Origin of the sequence: Streptomyces sp. SCPE 10 (genome assembly GCF_051980735.1) — a bacterium.
Classification (GTDB): domain Bacteria; phylum Actinomycetota; class Actinomycetes; order Streptomycetales; family Streptomycetaceae; genus Streptomyces; species Streptomyces misionensis.
This window is the reverse complement of the sequence record NZ_CP197069.1, coordinates 7,087,646-7,105,641: the sequence shown is the minus strand read 5'-3', so window position 1 is coordinate 7,105,641 and position 17,996 is coordinate 7,087,646. Positions and strand designations below refer to the sequence as shown.

3 protein-coding genes (1 of these 3 cut by a window edge) are annotated in these 17,996 nt (G+C 74.6%); all 3 read right to left on the bottom strand.

What is annotated here, in order from left to right; genetic code table 11:
* Positions 1 to 8 precede the first annotated feature (8 nt).
* Tightly spaced (each overlapping or abutting the next), the 3 genes in view from ccrA to ACSP97_RS32380 form a layout consistent with a single transcriptional unit that may run on beyond the window.
* Positions 9 to 1,253 (bottom strand): crotonyl-CoA carboxylase/reductase, encoded by a 1,245-nt coding sequence (gene ccrA / locus ACSP97_RS32390; protein WP_440555552.1) that lies wholly within the window; start codon positions 1,251 to 1,253, stop codon positions 9 to 11.
* Positions 1,253 to 17,818, bottom strand: a complete 16,566-nt coding sequence (locus tag ACSP97_RS32385; protein WP_440555550.1) for an amino acid adenylation domain-containing protein — start codon at positions 17,816 to 17,818, stop codon at positions 1,253 to 1,255. The genes ccrA and ACSP97_RS32385 overlap by 1 nt, the downstream gene beginning before the upstream one ends.
* On the bottom strand, positions 17,815 to 17,996 hold the end of the coding sequence (locus ACSP97_RS32380; RefSeq protein ID WP_440555549.1) for an amino acid adenylation domain-containing protein. It continues 14,032 nt past the right edge of the window; only the last 182 of its 14,214 coding nucleotides appear in the window; its start codon lies off the right edge, out of view — the gene reads right to left on this strand; its stop codon occupies positions 17,815 to 17,817. The genes ACSP97_RS32385 and ACSP97_RS32380 overlap by 4 nt, the downstream gene beginning before the upstream one ends.

Here is a 17,996-nt window from a genome sequence, read left to right as displayed (position 1 = left end):
CGGCGACGTCAGGGAATATCCCTGAGCCCCGGTTCCGGAGAATTCACGAGGACCGCCACATTGCCCGGTGGCTGCTTTCCCTCGTAGACGATCTGATGGGCCCGGCCGATATCCGTGAACGGCAGGGTCAGACTCAGGCAGGGGTCGACGTGGCCCGCCGCGACGAGGTCGATGATCGCCGCCGTCTGCCGGACGTTCGCGGCGTGCGAGCCTTGCAGGCGCTTCTGGAACATCCAGAGGAAGCGCAGGTCGATGGTGCCGTCGTAGCCGCTGGTGCCGGCGCAGGTGACGACCATCCCGGCCCGGTCGCAGACATAGACCGAGGTCGGCAGGGTGGCGCGGCCCGGGTGTTCCAGGACGATGCTCGGGGAACGGCGCTCCCCCAGCGCGTCCCAGCAGGCACGGCCGAATTCGCGGACTCCGGACAGCCATTCCCGGTAGGCGACGGAATCGTCCGGGTCGGGCAGCCGGCCCCAGTGGTCGAAATCGTTCCGGTTGATGACTCCCTGGGCTCCCAGACGCTTACAGTAGTCGAATTTGTCGTCGTCCGAAACCACGGCGACGGGAATTCCGCCGAAATATCTGGTGAGCTGGATCGCCATGGAGCCCAGACCGCCGGCGCCGCCCCAGACGAGCACCGGGTCGCCCGGCCGCACGGTGTTCGGGTACCAGCCCGTCAGCATGCGGTAGGAGGTGGAGCCGCCGCCGAGGAAGCAGCCGGCCTCCTCCCAGGTCAGGTGCGGGGGCTTGCGGTGGCACTGGTACTCGTCGGCCACGGTGAACTGCGCGAACGAGCCGAAGTTCAGCTCGTAGCCCCAGGCCCGCTGGGAGCGGGAGGCGGTGGGGTCGACGCCGAGCCGGATGTCCGGGGCCGACTCGTCCCAGGCGACCCCGCCGACGATGACGTGGTCGCCCACCCGCAGCTGTTTGACGCCCTCACCGACGGCCCAGACGACGCCCGCGCCCTCGGAGCCGGCGATGTGGAAGTCGTGCGGATCACCGGCCCGCTGCCGGTCCGCGATGACGTCGGCGGGGGTGCCGAGCCCGGCCCAGACGCCGTTGTAGTTGATGCCTGCCGCCATCACCATGACGAGCACCTGGCCGCGCCCGACCTCGGGCACCTCGACGGTCTCGACCCGCATCGACCGCTCGGGCGGGCCGTAGCGCTCGCGCCGGATCACCCCGGCGTACATGCGCCGCGGCACCTCGCCCAGCGGGGGCATCTCCCCCAGTTCGTACAACTCCCGGGCCATCAGTCGTCCTTCCGTGTGTCATCAGCCGTCAGACGCGCCGCGATCGCGGTGCCGATCTGCTGGAGCGGGGCGGGCCGCAGCATGTCCTCGTGGCGGCAGTCGACCGCGCGCGCCTCGATCTCGCCGTCCACGTACGGGTCCCAGCGCCGCGCCTTGCCGTCGGCGGCGTCGCCCGCCACGAACAGCAGCAGGTCGCTCCTCAGGCGGCGGGGCCGGTACCGGGAGCGCAGTTCGATCCCCGACCGGTAGGAGTCCACGATCGTGTCCACCCGGTCGGCCAGCAGCGCGGCGAGCGGTCCGCCACGGCCGCGCAACAGTGCCGCGCCCTCCTGCGGGGTCAGTTCGGTGCCGTCCGGGCCGGGGGCGACGCCGGCCGCGTCCAGCAGGCCGGCCAGCACCTGCGCGGCCGGGGGCACCACGATCTCCTCGTCCGCTGCGGCGGGGTAGGAGTCGAGGACCGCCACCAGGGCGACCTCCTCACCGGCCGCCTCCAGCAGCACGGCGGCCGCGTGCGCGATCAGTCCGCCGAAGGACCAGCCGACCAGGTGGTAGGGGCCGGACGGCTGCACGCCGCGGATCCGCTCGACGTAGTCGGCGGCCATCTCCTCGACGCTCGCCGGGCGGTGGCCCGGTTCGGAGAAGGCGCGGGCCTGTAGTCCGTAGACCGGGTGGCCGGGCGGCAGATGCCGCAGCAGGCCCGCGTACCGCCAGCTCAGACCGCCCGCGGCGTGGACGCAGAACACCGGGGGCAGTGTGCCGTTGCGGCGCAGCGGCACCAGCACGTCCAGTCCGTTGTCGGCGTCCGGGCCGCCGTCCTCCCCGGCCGCGGCGACGAGTCCGGCGACCGTCGGGGCCAGGAACAGGGCCTGGATGCCGAGTTCGATGCCGAGGACCTTGCGCAGCCGGCTGACCAGCCCGGCGGCGAGCAGTGAATTGCCGCCCAGCGTGAAGAAGTCGTCGTCGATGCCGACCTCGGGGACGCCGAGGGTCTCCGCGAACAGCGCGCAGACCAGTTCCTCCTGCGGGGTGCGCGGGCCCCGGGAGGAGGCGGCCGCGGCGGCCGGGGCGGGCAGGGCCGAGCGGTCCACCTTGCCGTTCGCGGTGAGCGGCAGGGCGTCCAGGAGCACCAGCGCGGAGGGCACGAGGTAGTCCGGGAGCGTGGCGGCGAGCAGACCGCGCATCTCCTGGACGTCGGGCAGCGGGTGCCCGGGGGCCGGTACCGCGTAGCCCACGAGCCGCTTGTCGCCGGGCCGGTCCTCCCGGATCAGGGAGAGGGCGTGGGCCACGCCGGGCAGCCGCAGCAGCGCGGCGTCGACCTCGCTGAGCTCGATCCGGAAGCCGCGCAGCTTCACCTGGTCGTCCACCCGTCCGGCGAACTCCAGGGAGCCGTCGGGGAGTCGGCGGGCGAGGTCGCCGGTGCGGTACATCCGCGAGCCGGCCGGTCCGAAGGGGTCGGCGACGAAGGCGGCGGCGGTGGTGCCGGGCGCGTTCTCGTAGCCGCGGGCCAGCCCCGAGCCCGCCAGGTACAGCTCGCCGACGACGCCGGGGGCCACGGGCTCCAGCCAGGGCGACAGGACGTAGGCGGTGCTGCCCGCGAGGGGGACGCCGATCGGCACGTTGTCCGGCACGGTGTCGCCCGCCCGCAGCATGTTGTGCACGGCGAACACGGTGGCCTCGGTGGGGCCGTACCCGTTGGTGACCCGGGTGCCGGGGCAGGCCGCCAACACCTTGCGCACGGCCTCGGCCGGGACCACGTCACCGCCGGTGCGCACCTCGCGCAGCCCCGCGAAGCAGCCGGGCTCCTCCTCGGCCAGCCAGCGGAACAGGCCCGCCGACAGCCACAGCCCGGTGATGCGCTCGGCCACCAGCAGCCGGGCCATGGCCTTGAGGTCCACCTCGCCGGGCGGTGCGACGACCACCGTGCCGTGGTTGAGCAGCGGCACCCACAGCTCCAGCGTCGAGGCGTCCCAGGCGTGCGGCGAGTGGAACAGCACCCGCTCCTGGCTGCCGTCGGCCCAGCAGGGCTCGGCCGCCAGCTCGACCACGTCGCGGTGGGTCACCGCGACGCCCTTGGGCAGTCCGGTGGAGCCCGAGGTGAACATGACGTACGCCAGCCGGTCCGGCTGTACGGCCACGGCGGGCGCCGTGGGCTGCTGCCGGGCCAGGCGCGAGTCGGTGTCCACGGTCACGGTCCGCCACGCCTGTCCCGGCCGGGCCGGCCAGCCGGCGGCCCGCGCCGCGTCGGTGAGCAGCACGGTGGCGCCCGCGAGCCCGAGGACGGTCCGCTGCCGCTGCTCGGGGTGGGCGGGGTCCAGTGGCACGTACACCGCGCCGGCCTTCAGTACGGCCAGGAAGGCCACGGCAAGTTCGAAGGACCGGTCGAAGTACAGGCCCACCCGATCCTCGGGGCGCACCCCGAGTTCGAGCAGCAGCCGGGCCAGCCGGTTCGCCCGTTCGTCCAGTTCCCGCCAGGTCAGCCGCTCGTCCGCGAGGCGCAGCGCCACCGCGTCCGGGGTGCGGGCGGCCAGGTCCGCGACGCGGCCGTGCACCGTGCCCCGGACCGGCGCGCCGTCCGGGAAGACGGCGGGCAGCGCCGTCCGCGGCCCGGCTTCGGCCGGTCGCCGTGCCGGGGCGACGCGGGCCAGCGGCCGGTCCGGGTCGGCGACGACCGACTCCAGGATGCTGATCAGGCGTTCCAGCAGTTCGGGACCGAGCGGGCCGCCGAGCCGGTCGGGCTGGTGGTCGAGGCGCAGGCGCAGTCCCCGGTCGCGCAGCGAGGCGACGAGGACCAGCGGGTAGTGCGCCGCGTCCCGGCCGTGCACCGCCGTGGCCCGCAGCCGGGAGCCGGAGTCCCCGGTGTGCTCGGGCAGCGGGTAGTTCTCGTACACGAAGGCGGTGTCGAACAGCGTCCGGTGGCCGGCGATCCGCTGGAGGTCCGCCAGGCCCAGGTGCTGGTGGCCCTGGAGGGCGGCTTGTTCGTCCTGGACGCGGGCAAGGGCGGCGCGCCAGCCCTGCGCGGGATCGAGCCGCACCCGCACCGGCAGGGTGTTGATGAACAGGCCGATCATGTGCTCCGCGCCCGGCAGCTCCGGGGGCCGCCCGGAGACGGTGGTCCCGAACAGGACGTCGTCGCGGCCGAGGTGACGGCCCAGCACCAGTGCCCAGGCGGTCTGGAGCACGGTGTTCAGGGTGACTCCGGCGCGTCCCGCGTGCCGCCGCAGGGCCGTGGTGAGGTCGGGCGACAGCTCTCGCACGGTCTGTTCCGGCAGGGCCGGTGCGGCCGGCGCCCGGCCCGGGGCCAGCAGGGTGGGCTCCGTCACCCCGGCGAGCGCCGCCCGCCAGACCGTCTCGCTCGCCTCGCGGTCCTGCTCGGCCAGCCAGGAGACGTAGGAGCGGAACGGGGCAGGGGCGGGCAGCGCCGAGGCGTCGCCGCCGTTCTCGTACAGGGTCACCAGTTCGCGCAGGAAGAGCGGCATGGACCAGCCGTCGAGCAGGAGGTGGTGCTGGGTGACGACGAGCCGGTGGCGCTGTCCGCCCTGGCGCAGCAGCAGGAACCGGACCAGCGGGGGCCGGTCCAGGTCGAAGCGCCGCAGCCGGGCCTCCTCGGTGAGCGCGGTCAGACGCTCCTGCCGGGCGCCGTCGGGCAGTCCGGACAGGTCGATCTCCTCCCAGGGGAGCCGCACGGCGCGCGGGACGATCTGGACCGGCTGCCCGGCGCCCCGGTGATGGAAGCCCGCCCGCAGGTTGGGGTGGCGCTCCAGCAGGGCCTGGCCGGCGCCGCGCAGGGCCTCGGCGTCCAGGGGGCCCTCCAGGTCGAGGACGGTCTGGACGGTGTACACGTCGGTCCCGGCGTCGGCCTGGAGCGCGTGGAAGAACAGCCCTTCCTGGAGCGGGGTCAGCGCGTAGGCGTCCTCCAGGCCCTGCTCGGTCGCCGCCAGTTCGTCGATCTCGGGCTGGGTCAGCCCCGAGGACGGCAGGTCGCCCGGTGTGAGCGCGGTGCCCGGGCCGCCGCCGTCGCCGGGGTCGGCCAGGGCGCGCAGCGCCTCGAACCACAGGTCCGCGAGTTCCCGCACGGCGTCGCGGTCGAGGACGCCGCCGGGCCAGGAGTACGTCACGTGCAGCCGCGGTCCGTCGGCCTGTTCCCGGGTGACGGCGTTCATCTCCAGGCTGTGCCCGAAGGGCATGCCGGGGTCGGTGGGCAGCAGCGGGACGCGCAGCCCCGCGGCGCTCGACCAGCCCGGGTCGGTGTCGCCGGCGCCGAGTTCACCGGCGCCCGCGCCCACCCGGCCCAGGTAGTTGAAGCAGATCTGCGGGGTGGCCCCGCCGGCCAGCGCCACGGCGGTGTCGGCGTTGAGGTGGCGCAGCAGGCCGTAGCCGAGGCCGTTGTCGGGCAGGGCGCGCAGCTGCTCCTTGATCCGGCCGAGGACGACGGCGGTCGCGGCGCCCCCGCCGAACGCGTCGTCCAGGTCGACCGGTCCGGGGTCGAGCCGTACCGGGAAGCGGGTGGTGAACCAGCCGACGGTCCGGGACAGGTCGACGGTCGGGTCGAACTCCTCCCGGCCGTGGCCCTCCAGTTCGACCAGGAGGGCCCCCGGGCCGTCGTGGGCCCTGCGCTCGCGCCACCGGGCGGCGGCCAGGGCCAGGCCGGTGAGCAGCACGTCGTTGATCCCCGCGCGGTGGCGGGCGGGGACGGCGGTGAGCAGGGCGGTGGTCAGGTCCGCCGGGAGCGTCGCGGTCAGGTGCTCCGCGGTCGCCCAGGTGTCGACCTCCGCATCGAGCGGGCGGGCGCCGAGCGGCGGGTCGGCCTGCCGGGTCTGGGCGCGCCAGAGCGGGAGTTCGGCGATACGGGCGGGGTTCTGCGCCTCCATGACGAGGGTCTGGGCCCAGCGGCGGAAGGAGGTGCCGACCGGTGCGAGGGCCGGCTCGCGGCCCGCGCGCAGCGCCTGCCAGGCGCCGACCAGGTCGGGCAGCAGGATCCGCCAGGACACGCCGTCCACCACGAGGTGGTGGCAGACGAGCAGCAGGAGTCCCCGCTCGTCCGGTCCGGCGTCGAACCAGACGACCTGGAGCATCACGCCGTTTCGCGGGTCGAGGCGGCGCCTGGCCGCCTCGCCGTGCTCGGCGACGAACTCCCGGACCGCGTCCCGCGGTCCCTGCGGGAGCCGGACGCGGGTGACCCGGTCGGCCGCGGCCACGCTGCCGCGCGGGCCGGTCTCCAGGTTCCAGGGCAGTCCGAGGTCGACGCCGGTCAGCCGGGAGCGCAGCACGTCGTGGTGGTCCAGTACGGACTGGACGGCGCGGGTCAGTGTCTCCAGGCCGAGGCCGCCGGGCACGCGCAGCAGGACCGACTGGTTGAACCCCTCGTAGGGGCCGCCCAGTTGGTGCAGCCGGCGCAGCACCGGGGTGCCGGGGACGGCTCCCACGCCGTCCTCCGCCACGGCCGCGGGCGCGGGCTCCTGCGGCCGGATCGCCGAGGCCAGCTCCGCGACCGTCTGGTGGCGGAAGATGTCGCGGGGGGTGAGCGGCAGACCGGCCTGGCGGGCGCGGCTGGACACCTGGATGGCGTTGATGCTGTCGCCGCCCAGGTCGAAGAAGTTGGCGTCGGCGGCGACCCCGGCCGCGCCGAGCCCGAGCACCTCGGCGACGATCCGGCACAGCGTCGCCTCGGCCGCCCGGTCCCGTTCCTCGGCCGGCCGTGGCGCGGACTCGCTCCGCTCGCCGGGCACGGGCAGCTCGCCGGTCACGGGCCGCGACCGCGCGCGGTCGCCGGTGTCCGGGACGTCCAGCTCCCCGATCCGCCGGTCCGGGTCGGCGATCATGGCCCGCAGCACCGCGATGAACCCCTCGGTCATCGACTCGACGGTCCCCCGGTCGAACAGCTCGGTGGCGTAGGCCGCCGTCGCGGTGATCCCGGCCGGGCTGCCGTCCTCGGCGAACCGTTCGGCAAGCAGCAGCGAGAGGTCGTACTTGGCGTGGCCGGAGCCCTCCGCGGCGGGCTCGGTCACCTCGGCGCCGGACAGGCCGGGCAGCCGTACGTCGGCCCGGGTGACGTTGTCGAGGGACAGCATCACCTGGAACAGCGGGTGGTGGTCGGCCGAGCGGTGCCGGCCGACCGCGTCCACGACCCGCTCGAAGGGGACGTCCTGGTGGGCGTAGGCGTCGAGGTCGGTCTCCCGGACGCGCTCCAGCAGCTCGCGGACGGTCGGGTCGCCGGAGGTGTCGGTGCGCAGCACGAGCATGTTGACGAAGAAGCCCACCAGGTCGTCCAGGGCCTCGTCGCGGCGCCCGGCGACCGGGGTGCCGACGGGGATGTCGGTGCCGGCCCCCAGCCGGGTCAGCAAGGCGGCCAGGGCCGCGTGCAGCACCATGAAGACGGTGGTGCCACGGGCGCGGGCCAGGGCGAGCAGACCGCGGTGCGTCTCGGTGTCCAGCGTGAACGGCACCCGGCCGCCCCGCTGTCCGGCCTCCGGCGCCCGCGGGCGGTCCGTGGGCAGGTCGAGCCGGTCGGGCAGGCCGGCCAGGGTGGTGCGCCAGTGGTCGAGCTGCCGGGAGAGGGTGCTGTCCGGGTCGGACTCGTCGCCGAGCGCCTCGCGCTGCCAGAGGGTGTAGTCGGCGTACTGGACGGGCAGCGGGCTCCACTGCGGGGCCGTACCCGCGCGGCGGGCGGTGTAGGCCGTCGACAGGTCCCGCACGAGGGGCCGCATCGACCAGGCGTCGCCCGCGATGTGGTGCAGCACCAGGACCAGGACGTGGTCGTCCGGGGCGACCGTCAGCAGCCGCGCGTGCAGCGGCGGTTCGGTGTCCAGCGCGAAGCCGGTGCGGGTGGCCTCGGCCACGGCCCGTCCGATCCCGTCCTCGGCGCACGGGACGATGTGCAGGCGGATCCGCGCGTCGGTCGGGTCGAGGACCGACTGGCGGGGGCGGCCGTCCGTGGCGGGGAAGACGGTGCGCAGGCTCTCGTGGCGGGCCACGAGGTCCTGGAGCGCGGCCTCGAGCGCCGGCACGTCGAGGGCGCCGCGGAGCCTGCCCACCAGGGGGATGTTGTACGTCCCCGCCGCCACTCCCAGCTGGTCCAGGGCCCACAGCCGGCGTTGCGCGAAGGACAGCGGGATCTCGGCCGGCCGTTCCCTGGCGGTCAGCGCCACCGGGGCGGGCGTGTGCCCGTCGTCGAGGCGCGCGGCCAGCCGGGCGACGGTCGGGGTCTCGAACAGCGCCCGGAGCGGAAGTTCCGCGCCCAGGGCGGCGCGTACCCGGGAGACCAGTCGGGTGGCGAGCAGCGAGTGCCCGCCGAGTTCGAAGAAGCTGTCGTCGGGCCCCGCCTGGTCCACTCCGAGGACCTCGGCGAACAACTGGCACAGCACGGCTTCCCGTGTCGTGCGCGGCTCGCGGCGCACGCGCGGGGCGAGGCCGGGGGCGGGCAGTGCCTTGCGGTCGGTCTTGCCGCTGGGGGTCAGTGGCAGGGCCTCCAGGACGACCACCGAGGAGGGCACCATGTAGTCGGGCAGTGCCTCGGCCAGCCGGTGGCGCACCGCCCGGGGGTCCACGGACTCGCCGGGGACCGGGACGACGTAGCCGACCAGCCGGTGGTGGCCGGGGGTGTCCTCGCGTACGGTCGCCACCGCGCGGGCGACGCCGGGCGCCTGGGCCAGCGCTGCCTCGACCTCGCCCAGTTCGATGCGGAAGCCGCGCAGCTTCACCTGGTCGTCGGCCCGGCCCAGGAACTCCAGCTCGCCCGCGCCGGTCCAGCGCGCCAGGTCGCCGGTGCGGTACATGCGGCTGCCCGCGGGGCCGTACGGGTCGGCGACGAAGCGGGCGGCGGTGAGGGGCGCGCGTCCCAGGTAGCCGGTGGCCAGCTGGACGCCGGAGAGGTACAGCTCGCCGGCGACACCGGCCGGGCAGGGTCGCAGCCCGGCGTCCAGGACGTGGGCGCGGGTGTTCCACACGGGCCTGCCGATGGGGACGGGACCGGTGGCGTCCGGCACACAGGCGTGGTGGGTGACGTCGACGGCGGCCTCGGTCGGCCCGTACAGGTTGTGCAGCGCGGTGCCGGGCAGGGCGCGGTGGAACCGGCCGGCGGTCTCCCGGGACAGCGCCTCCCCGCTGCAGAAGACGTACTTCAGGGTGGTCGCCCGGTCCGTCGCGGGCGACTCGGCGAGGAAGATGTCCAGCATCGACGGCACGAAGTGGCAGACGGTGACGCGTGCCTCGCGGATCAGCCGGGCCAGGTAGACCGGGTCCCGGTGTCCGCCGGGCTCGGCCAGCACCAGCGTGGCGCCCTCCCGCAGCGTCCAGAAGAACTCCCAGACGGACACGTCGAAGCTGAACGGGGTCTTCTGGAGCACCCGGTCGCCGGGGCCGATCGGATAGGTGTGCTGCATCCAGCGCAGCCGGTTGTCGATCGCCTCGTGGGGGACGACGACGCCCTTGGGCAGGCCGGTCGAGCCGGAGGTGTAGATGATGTAGGCGGCGTCGCGTACGGTCGCCGAACGGGGCGGGTCCTGCGGGGACCAGGGGGTCAGGTCCAGGGTGCCGAGTTCGACGGTGGGCGCGTCGGTGCCCGCCGGCCGGCCGTGGTCGGTGAGCACGCAGCCGGGTGCCGCGTCCCGCAGCATGTGGGCGAGCCGGTTCGCCGGGTAGTCCGAGTCGAGCGGCAGGTAGGCCCCGCCGGCCTTGAGTACGGCGAGCAGGGCGACCACCAGGTCCGGCGAGCGGGGCAGCGCGACCGCGACTGCGGTGCCCGGGCCCACTCCCCGGTCGATGAGGTGGTGGGCGAGCCGGTTGGCGCGGGCGTTCAGCTGGGCGTACGTCATCTCCTGGTCGCCGAGGACGACCGCGGTGGCCTCCGGGGTGCGTGCGGCCTGCTCCTCGAAGGGCTGGACCAGGGTGGTCACCGGGACCGGGACGGCCGTGGCGTTCCAGTCGCGCAGGACGGTGTCCCGCTCGGCGGCGGCCAGGATCTCGAAGGCGCCGATCCGCCGGTCGGGTTCGGCGACCGCCTGCCGCAGCAGCCGCTCCAGGCGGGCGACGATCGCCGCCACCGTCCGGTGGTCGAAGAGGTCCGCGGCGTACTCGGCGATGCCTTCGAGGCCCTCGCCGTCCTGCCGCTCCCCCAGTGCCAGGGAGAGGTCGAACTTCGCCCAGCCGGCCTCGCTCTCCTCGGCCCGCACCGCGAGGCCGGGCAGCTCGAACGGCGCGGCGGCGGTGTTCTGCACGGTCAGGGCCACCTGGAAGAGCGGATGGCGGGTCAGCGACCGTTCCGGGTTGAGCGCCTCGACCAGCCGCTCGAAAGGCAGTTCCTGGTTGGCGTAGGCCGCCAGGTCGGTCTCGCGTGCCCGCGCCAGCAGTTCCCGGAAGGTGGGATCGCCCGAGGTGTCGGTGCGCAGCACCAGGGTGTTGAGGAAGAAGCCGACCATGTCGTCCAGGGCGTCGTCGGTGCGGCCCGCGATGGGGGCGCCGATCGGGACGTCGGTGCCGGCACCGAGCCGGGTGAGGACGGCGGCGAGACCGGCCTGGACCACCATGAACAGGCTGCTGCCGGTGGCGGTGGCCAGGTCCAGCAGTCGGCGGTGCAGGTCCGCGTCGAAGGAGAAGCGGTACTTGGCCCCGCGCTGGGCGCCGGTCAGCGGCCTCGGCCGGTCCGCGGGCAGCGCCAGCTCCTCGGGCAGTCCGGCCAACGCATCCGTCCAGTAGGCGAGTTGGCGGGACATCTCGCTCTCCGGGTCGTTCTCGTCGCCCAGCAGCTCGCGCTGCCACAGCGTGTAGTCGGCGTACTGCACCGGCAGCGGCGCCCACTGCGGCGCCCCGCCCTCACGGCGTGCGGTGTAGGCCGCCGCGAGGTCCGCGGCCAGCGGGCGCAGGGACCAGGCGTCACCCGCGATGTGGTGCAGCACCAGGACCAGCACGTGCTCGCCGTCTTCCGTCGCCAGGAGCGCGGCCCGCAGCGGGATCTCCTCGGTCAGGTCGAAGCCGCGGCCGGTGAACTCCTCGATCCAGGCGAGGGTTTGGGTTTCGTCCGTCATGGTGGCCCGGGGCAGGGTGACCGCCCGGGGTGCGCGCACGGCCTGGCGGGGTTCGCCGTCGGTGGCGGGGAAGACGGTACGCAGGCTTTCGTGGCGGGACACCACGTCGCCGAGCGCCGCCTCCAGCGCGGCCACGTCCAGCTCGCCGCCCAGCCGCAGCACCATGGGGATGTTGTAGAGCGGGCTGGCCGCGTCCAACTGGTTGACGAACCACAGGCGGCGCTGCGCGAAGGACAGCGGGACCGCCTCGGGCCGGACGGCGGGGGCGGGTGCCCGGCGGGCGGTCCCGGCCCGGCCGAGGCGCTCGGCGAGTCCGGCGACGGTGGGGTTCTCGAACAGGGCGCGGATGCCGAGTTCGGCGGAGAGTGCCGAGCGGACCCGGCTGAGCAGCCGGGTGGCGAGCAGGGAGTGGCCGCCCAGCTCGAAGAAGTTGTCGTCGGTCCCGACCCGGGGGACACCCAGCACCTGCGCGAACAGGGCGCAGAGGACGGCCTCCTGGGGGGTGCGGGGCTCGCGGCCGCGCGGAGGCTCGGTGTAGACCGGTGCGGGCAGGGCGGCCCGGTCGGTCTTCCCGTTCGGCGTCAGCGGCACCGACTCCAGCACCACGACCACCGACGGCACCATGTACTCCGGCAGCACCTCCGCCACCCGCGCCCGGACCACCCCCACATCCAGCACCACACCCGCGTCCGGCACCACATAACCGACCAGCCGACGATCCCCCGCACCCTCCTCACGCACCGCCGCCACCGCACGCACCACACCCGGCACCCCCACCAGCGCCGACTCCACCTCACCCAGCTCGATCCGATACCCCCGCACCTTCACCTGATCATCGACACGCCCCACAAACTCCAGCACACCCGCATCCGACCAACGCACCAGATCACCCGTGCGATACACCCGCGCACCCGCCACACCGAACGGATCCGCCACAAACCGCTCCGCCGTCAGACCCGACCGACCCAGATAACCCCGCGCCAGCCCCTCACCACCGATATACAACTCACCCACCACACCCGGCGGCACCAACCGCAACCGGCCATCCAGCACATACACCCGCGTGTTGCGCAGCGGCCGGCCGATGGGGACGGCTCCGTGCGGCAGGTCCTCGCCGGGTCCGACACGGTGCTGGACGGCGCTCACCGTGGTCTCGGTGGGGCCGTAGACGTTGAACAGCGTGGTGTCCGGGTGGCGCCAGGGCTCGACGGCGGACGAGACGAGGGCTTCGCCGGCGACGAGCAGTTCCCCGGCCGCGGTGCCGTCCGCCGGCATGCCGAGGTGGCTGGGGGTCACTTTGAGCAGGTCGAAGCGCCGGCCGACGCCGCTGGGCGGGAAGTCGGTCAGCCACAGGTGGCCGCCCACGGTGAGCGGCACGTGCAGCGAGGTCACGGTGGTGTCGAAGGAGACCGAGGAGTGCAGCGGGACCTCGCCGCGCACGCCCTGGTAGTCCTCGGCGGCGCCCGCGACGTAGTCGGCCAGGCCCGCGTGCCGTACGACGACGCCCTTCGGCGTGCCGGTGGATCCCGAGGTGTGGATCACATAGGCGGGGTGCTCGGGCAGCAGCGCGGCGGTGCGGTCGGAATCGGCCGGGTCGGTGTGCTCCTGCCGGGCGAGTTCCGCCACCGTGGCGGCGTCGTCCAGGGCGAGCAACCGGTGTCCGAGGCCCTGCGGCAGGGCGCTCAGGGCGGTGACGAGCACCAGGGCCGGCGCGGCGTCGGCCAGCATGTGGGCGATGCGGTCGGCGGGGTAGGCGGTGTCGACGGGCAGGTAGGCGGCGCCGGACTTCAGCGCCGCGAGGACCGCGACGACCAGCTCCGGGGAGCGCGGCACGGCGACGGCCACGATCGTCTCGGGGCCGATGCCCCGGGCGGCCAGCAGCCGGGCCAGCCGGTTGGCGCGCTCGTTCAGCTCCCGGTACGACAGGGTCGCATCGCCGTCGGACACGGCGGGCGCGTCCGGGGTGCGCGTCACCTGCGCCTCGATCATGGCCGGCACCAGCAGCGCCGGGCGCTCCCGTGCCGTGTCGTTCCACCGGGACAGCATCCGCTCGCGCTCGGCCGGGGTGAGGATCTCCAGGTCGGCCACCCGGCGGTCGGCGTCCGCGGTCACGGTCCGCAGCACCGTGACGAACCGGTCCACCATGGACTGGACGGTCGTCCTCTCGAAGAGGTCCGTGGCGAACTCGGCCAGAGCGTCCAGGCCGTCCGGTGAACCGTCCGCGGCGAGGCGTTCGTTGAGGCCGAGGGAGAGGTCGAAGCGGGACACTCCGGCGCCGCCGGGTTCGGCGCCGACCGTCAGTCCGGGCAGGTCCAGAACGGGCCGCGGGGTGTTCTGGAGCGACAGCATGACCTGGAAGAGCGGGTGGCGGCCGAGCGAGCGGGGCGGGTTGACGGCCTCCACGATGCGCTCGAACGGCACGTCCTGGTGGGCGTAGGCGGCCAGGTCGATCTCCCTGACCCGGCCCAGGAGTTCACGGAAGGTGGGGTTGCCCGAGGTGTCGGTGCGCAGCACCAGATCGTTGACGAAGAAGCCGACCAGTTCCTCCGTGGCGGCGTCGGTGCGGCCCGCGACGGGGGTGCCGATCGGGATGTCGGTGCCCGCGCCCAGCCGGGTCAGCAGGGTGGCCAGCGCCGCCTGGAGGACCATGAACAGGCTGGTGCCGGACTCCCGGGCGACGGCGAGCAGCCGCCGGTGCAGCCCGGCGTCGATCTCGAAGCGGATGCGCTCGCCCCGGTGCGAGGCGGCGTCCGGGCGCGGCCGGTCCGCGGGCAGCGCCAGCTCCTCGGGCAGCCCGGCCAACGCGTCGGTCCAGTAGGCCAGTTGGTGAGATATCGCGCTGTCCGGGTCGCTTTCGTCGCCCAGCAGCTCGCGCTGCCACAGCGTGTAGTCGGCGTACTGCACCGGCAGCGGCGCCCACTGCGGCGCCGTACCCGCGAGGCGTGCGGTGTAGGCCGCCGCGAGGTCCGCGGCCAGCGGGCGCAGGGACCAGGCGTCACCCGCGATGTGGTGCAGCACCAGGACCAGCACGTGTTCCCGCTCCCCGACGGCGAGCAGGGCCGCGCGCAGCGGGATCTCCTCGGTGAGGTCGAAGCCCCGGCGCACGGTGCCGGCGATCCAGTCGGCGACGTCGGTCCCGTCCGCCGCGGTGGCCCGGGTCAGGGTGACCGCCCGGGGTGCGCGCACGGCCTGGCGGGGTTCGCCGTCGGTGGCGGGGAAGACGGTACGCAGGCTTTCGTGGCGGGACACCACGTCGCCGAGCGCCGCCTCCAGCGCGGCCACGTCCAGCTCGCCGGCCAGCCGCAGGGCCAGGGATATGTTGTAGAGCGGGCTCGTCGTGTCGAGCTGGTTGACGAACCACTGGCGGCGCTGCGCGAAGGACAGCGGCACGGTCCGCGGGCGCGGGCGCGGCACCAGCGCGGTGCGCGCCGCGGCGCCGCCGTCCAGGCGGCGGGCCAGGCCGGCCACGGTCGGCGTCTCGAACAGCGCGCGGATCGGCAGCTCCACGCCGAGCACGGAGCGCACCCGCGAGACCAGCCGCGTCGCCAGCAGGGAGTGGCCGCCCAGCTCGAAGAAGTTGTCGTCGACGCCGGCCCGGGCGATGCCCAGCACCTCGGCGAACAGCCCGCACAGGAGGTCCTCCTGCGCCGTCCTCGGCGCGCGCCGCTCGCCCTGCACGGCGACCGGTGCGGGCAGGGCGGCCCGGTCGGTCTTCCCGTTCGGCGTCAGCGGCACCGACTCCAGCACCACGACCACCGACGGCACCATGTACTCCGGCAGCACCTCCGCCACCCGCGCCCGGACCACCCCCACATCCAGCACCACACCCGCGTCCGGCACCACATAACCGACCAGCCGACGATCCCCCGCACCCTCCTCACGCACCGCCGCCACCGCACGCACCACACCCGGCACCCCCACCAGCGCCGACTCCACCTCACCCAGCTCGATCCGATACCCCCGCACCTTCACCTGATCATCGACACGCCCCACAAACTCCAGCACACCCGCATCCGACCAACGCACCAGATCACCCGTGCGATACACCCGCGCACCCGCCACACCGAACGGATCCGCCACAAACCGCTCCGCCGTCAGACCCGACCGACCCAGATAACCCCGCGCCAGCCCCTCACCACCGATATACAACTCACCCACCACACCCGGCGGCACCAACCGCAACCGGCCATCCAGCACATACACCCGCGTGTTGGCGATCGGGGCGCCGATCGGCGCGCGTCCGTCGCCCGCCAGCAGGGCGCTGGTGGACCAGATGGTGGTCTCCGTCGGGCCGTACATGTTCCACACCGCCGCGCCCGCGCCGGCCAGCGCGGATGCGAGGGCGCCGTCCAGCGCCTCGCCGCCGACCAGGATCCGCAGGCCCTCGGCCGCGGCCGGGTCGGCCTCCACGAGCGCGCGCCATAGTCCGGGCGTGGCCTGGAGGACCGAGACGCCCTCGGCGCGGATCAGCCGGCCCAGCCGGGCCGGGTCGCGCACCGCGTCGCGGTCGGCGACGACCACCGTGGCCCCCGAGACCAGCGGCAGGAACACCTCCAGCAGGGAGATGTCGAACCCGAACGTCGTCACGGCCAGCCACCGGTCGTCCCGGGCCAGGGCGACCTGTGAGCCCATCGACCACAGGAAGTTGCGCAGCGCGCCGTGCGGCACCATCACGCCCTTGGGGCGGCCCGTGGAGCCGGAGGTGTACAGGACGTAGGCGAGGTCGTCGGGCGTCACCTCGCGCACGGCGGACAGTTCGGCGGCCGGGCCCAGCTCGTCGAGGAGGGCCACCGGCGCGGCGAGGCCCGGAGGGAGCGCGTCCGCGCCCGCACCCGTCGACAGCACGACCGCCGGGGCCGCGTCGGACAGGATGTGGCCGATCCGGTCGGCCGGGAAGTCGAGGTCCACCGGCAGGAAGGCGCCGCCGGCGAGCGTCACGCCGAGCATGGCCACCACGGCGTCCGCCGAGCGCGGCACCGCCAGCGCGACCACCGAGCCGCGGCCCACGCCGCGCCCGGTCAGCTCGTTCGCCACCCCGGCCGCGCGCGCCCAGAGCCGCGCGTAGGACAGCGACTCGCCCCCGCAGACCACGGCCGTGGCGTCGGGGGTCGCGGCCGCCCGCCGCGTGAACCAGGCCGGCAGCGGGGCCACCGGCACCTCGGCGTCCGTCGCGTTCCATCCGCCGAGCAGCCGCTCGCGCTCGGCGTCTTCCAATACGTCGATGGCGCCCACCGGCCGGTCCGGGTCGAGGACGGCGGTGCGCAGCACCCGCTCCCAGCGGCTCAGGACGCGTTCCGCCGCCGCGCGGTCGAACAGGTCCGGGCGGTAGTCGAGGCGCGCGTGCACACCGGCCGCCGTGCGGGAGACGACCAGGGTCAGCGGGTAGTGGGTGGCGTCCCGTCCCTTGGCGCCGGTCAGGCGCAGTCCGGAGGCGGAGCGGGCACCGGCGGCGGACGGGTCCACCGGGTAGTTCTCCACGAGCACGGTGGTGTCGAAGAGTTCGCCGAGGCCCGCGGCCGACTGGATCTCCGCGAGGCCGAGGTGCTGGTGCGGGCCCAGGTCGGCCTGCTCGTTCTGCACCCGGGCGAGCGCCTTGGACCAGGGCTCCTCGGCGTCGAGGACGACGCGCACGGGCACCGTGTTGATGAACAGGCCGACCATGGTCTCGACTCCGGGCACATCGGCCGGGCGGCCGGAGACGGTCGTCCCGAAGACCACGTCGTCGCGTCCGGTCAGCCGGCCGAGGACGACCGCCCAGGCGAGCTGGGTGACCGTGTTGAGGGTGACCGATCCGGCCGCGGCCAGCTCGGCGAGGCCGTCGCCCAGCTCGGCCGGGAGCAGCCGCTCGACCCGCTCCGGCAGCAGCGCGGCGGGCCGCGCGTCGGCCGGGGCGAGGCGAGTGGCCTCCGCCACGCCGGACAGCGCGCGGCGCCAGGCGTCCCGGGAGGCGTCGCGGTCCTGGGCGGCCAGCCACCGGAGGTAGTCGCGGTACGGCGTGACCGGTGCGAGCGCGCCCTCGCCGTGCTCGTACACGGTGAACAGTTCCCGCAGCAGGACCGGCATGGACCAGCCGTCGAGCAGGATGTGGTGGTTGGTGACGACCAGCCGGTGCAGGTCCGGCTCGCGGCGGATCAGCAGGCCCCGGATCAGTGGCGGCTGGGCCGGGTCGAAGCGTTCGGCGCGCTCGCGGTCGGCCAGCCGGGCCAGTTCGGTCTCGCGGTCGGCGGGGGCGAGGGCCGTCAGGTCGGCCTCGCGCCAGGGCAGCGCGGTGTGCCGGGGGACGAACTGCACGGGCTTGCCGGAGCGCACGGAACGGAAGCCGGCCCGGAGGTTGGCGTGCCGCCGCAGCAGACCGGCCATGGCCTGCCTGAGGCGCTCGGCGTCGAGCGGTCCTTCGAGGTCGACGGCGAGCTGCACCGCGTAGACGTCGGGGCCTTCCCCGTCGTCGAGGAGGGAGTGGAAGAACAGGCCTTCCTGCAAGGGGGACAGGGGCAGGACGCCCTCGAGTCCGGACGGCTTCGGCGCCGGTCGCCCGTTTCGTGTCACGTCAGGTCCTCCAGGTCGGCTTCGAGCTCGTCGATCTCGTCCTGGCCGAGGTCCACCAGGAAGAGGTCGGATGTCGTCGGGTCCTCGGCGCCGCCCGGGGCGGCGTGGTGCGCGGCGGCGTACCGCGCGAGGGCGTCCAGGGCCTCGAACCACAGGCCGGTCAGCGCCCCGATGTCCG

What these genes read in the sequence shown, in the direction of transcription:
- ccrA (WP_440555552.1), bottom strand. Translation starts at nt 1,253, where the DNA reads ATGGCCCGGGAGTTGTACGAACTGGGGGAGATGCCCCCGCTGGGCGAG.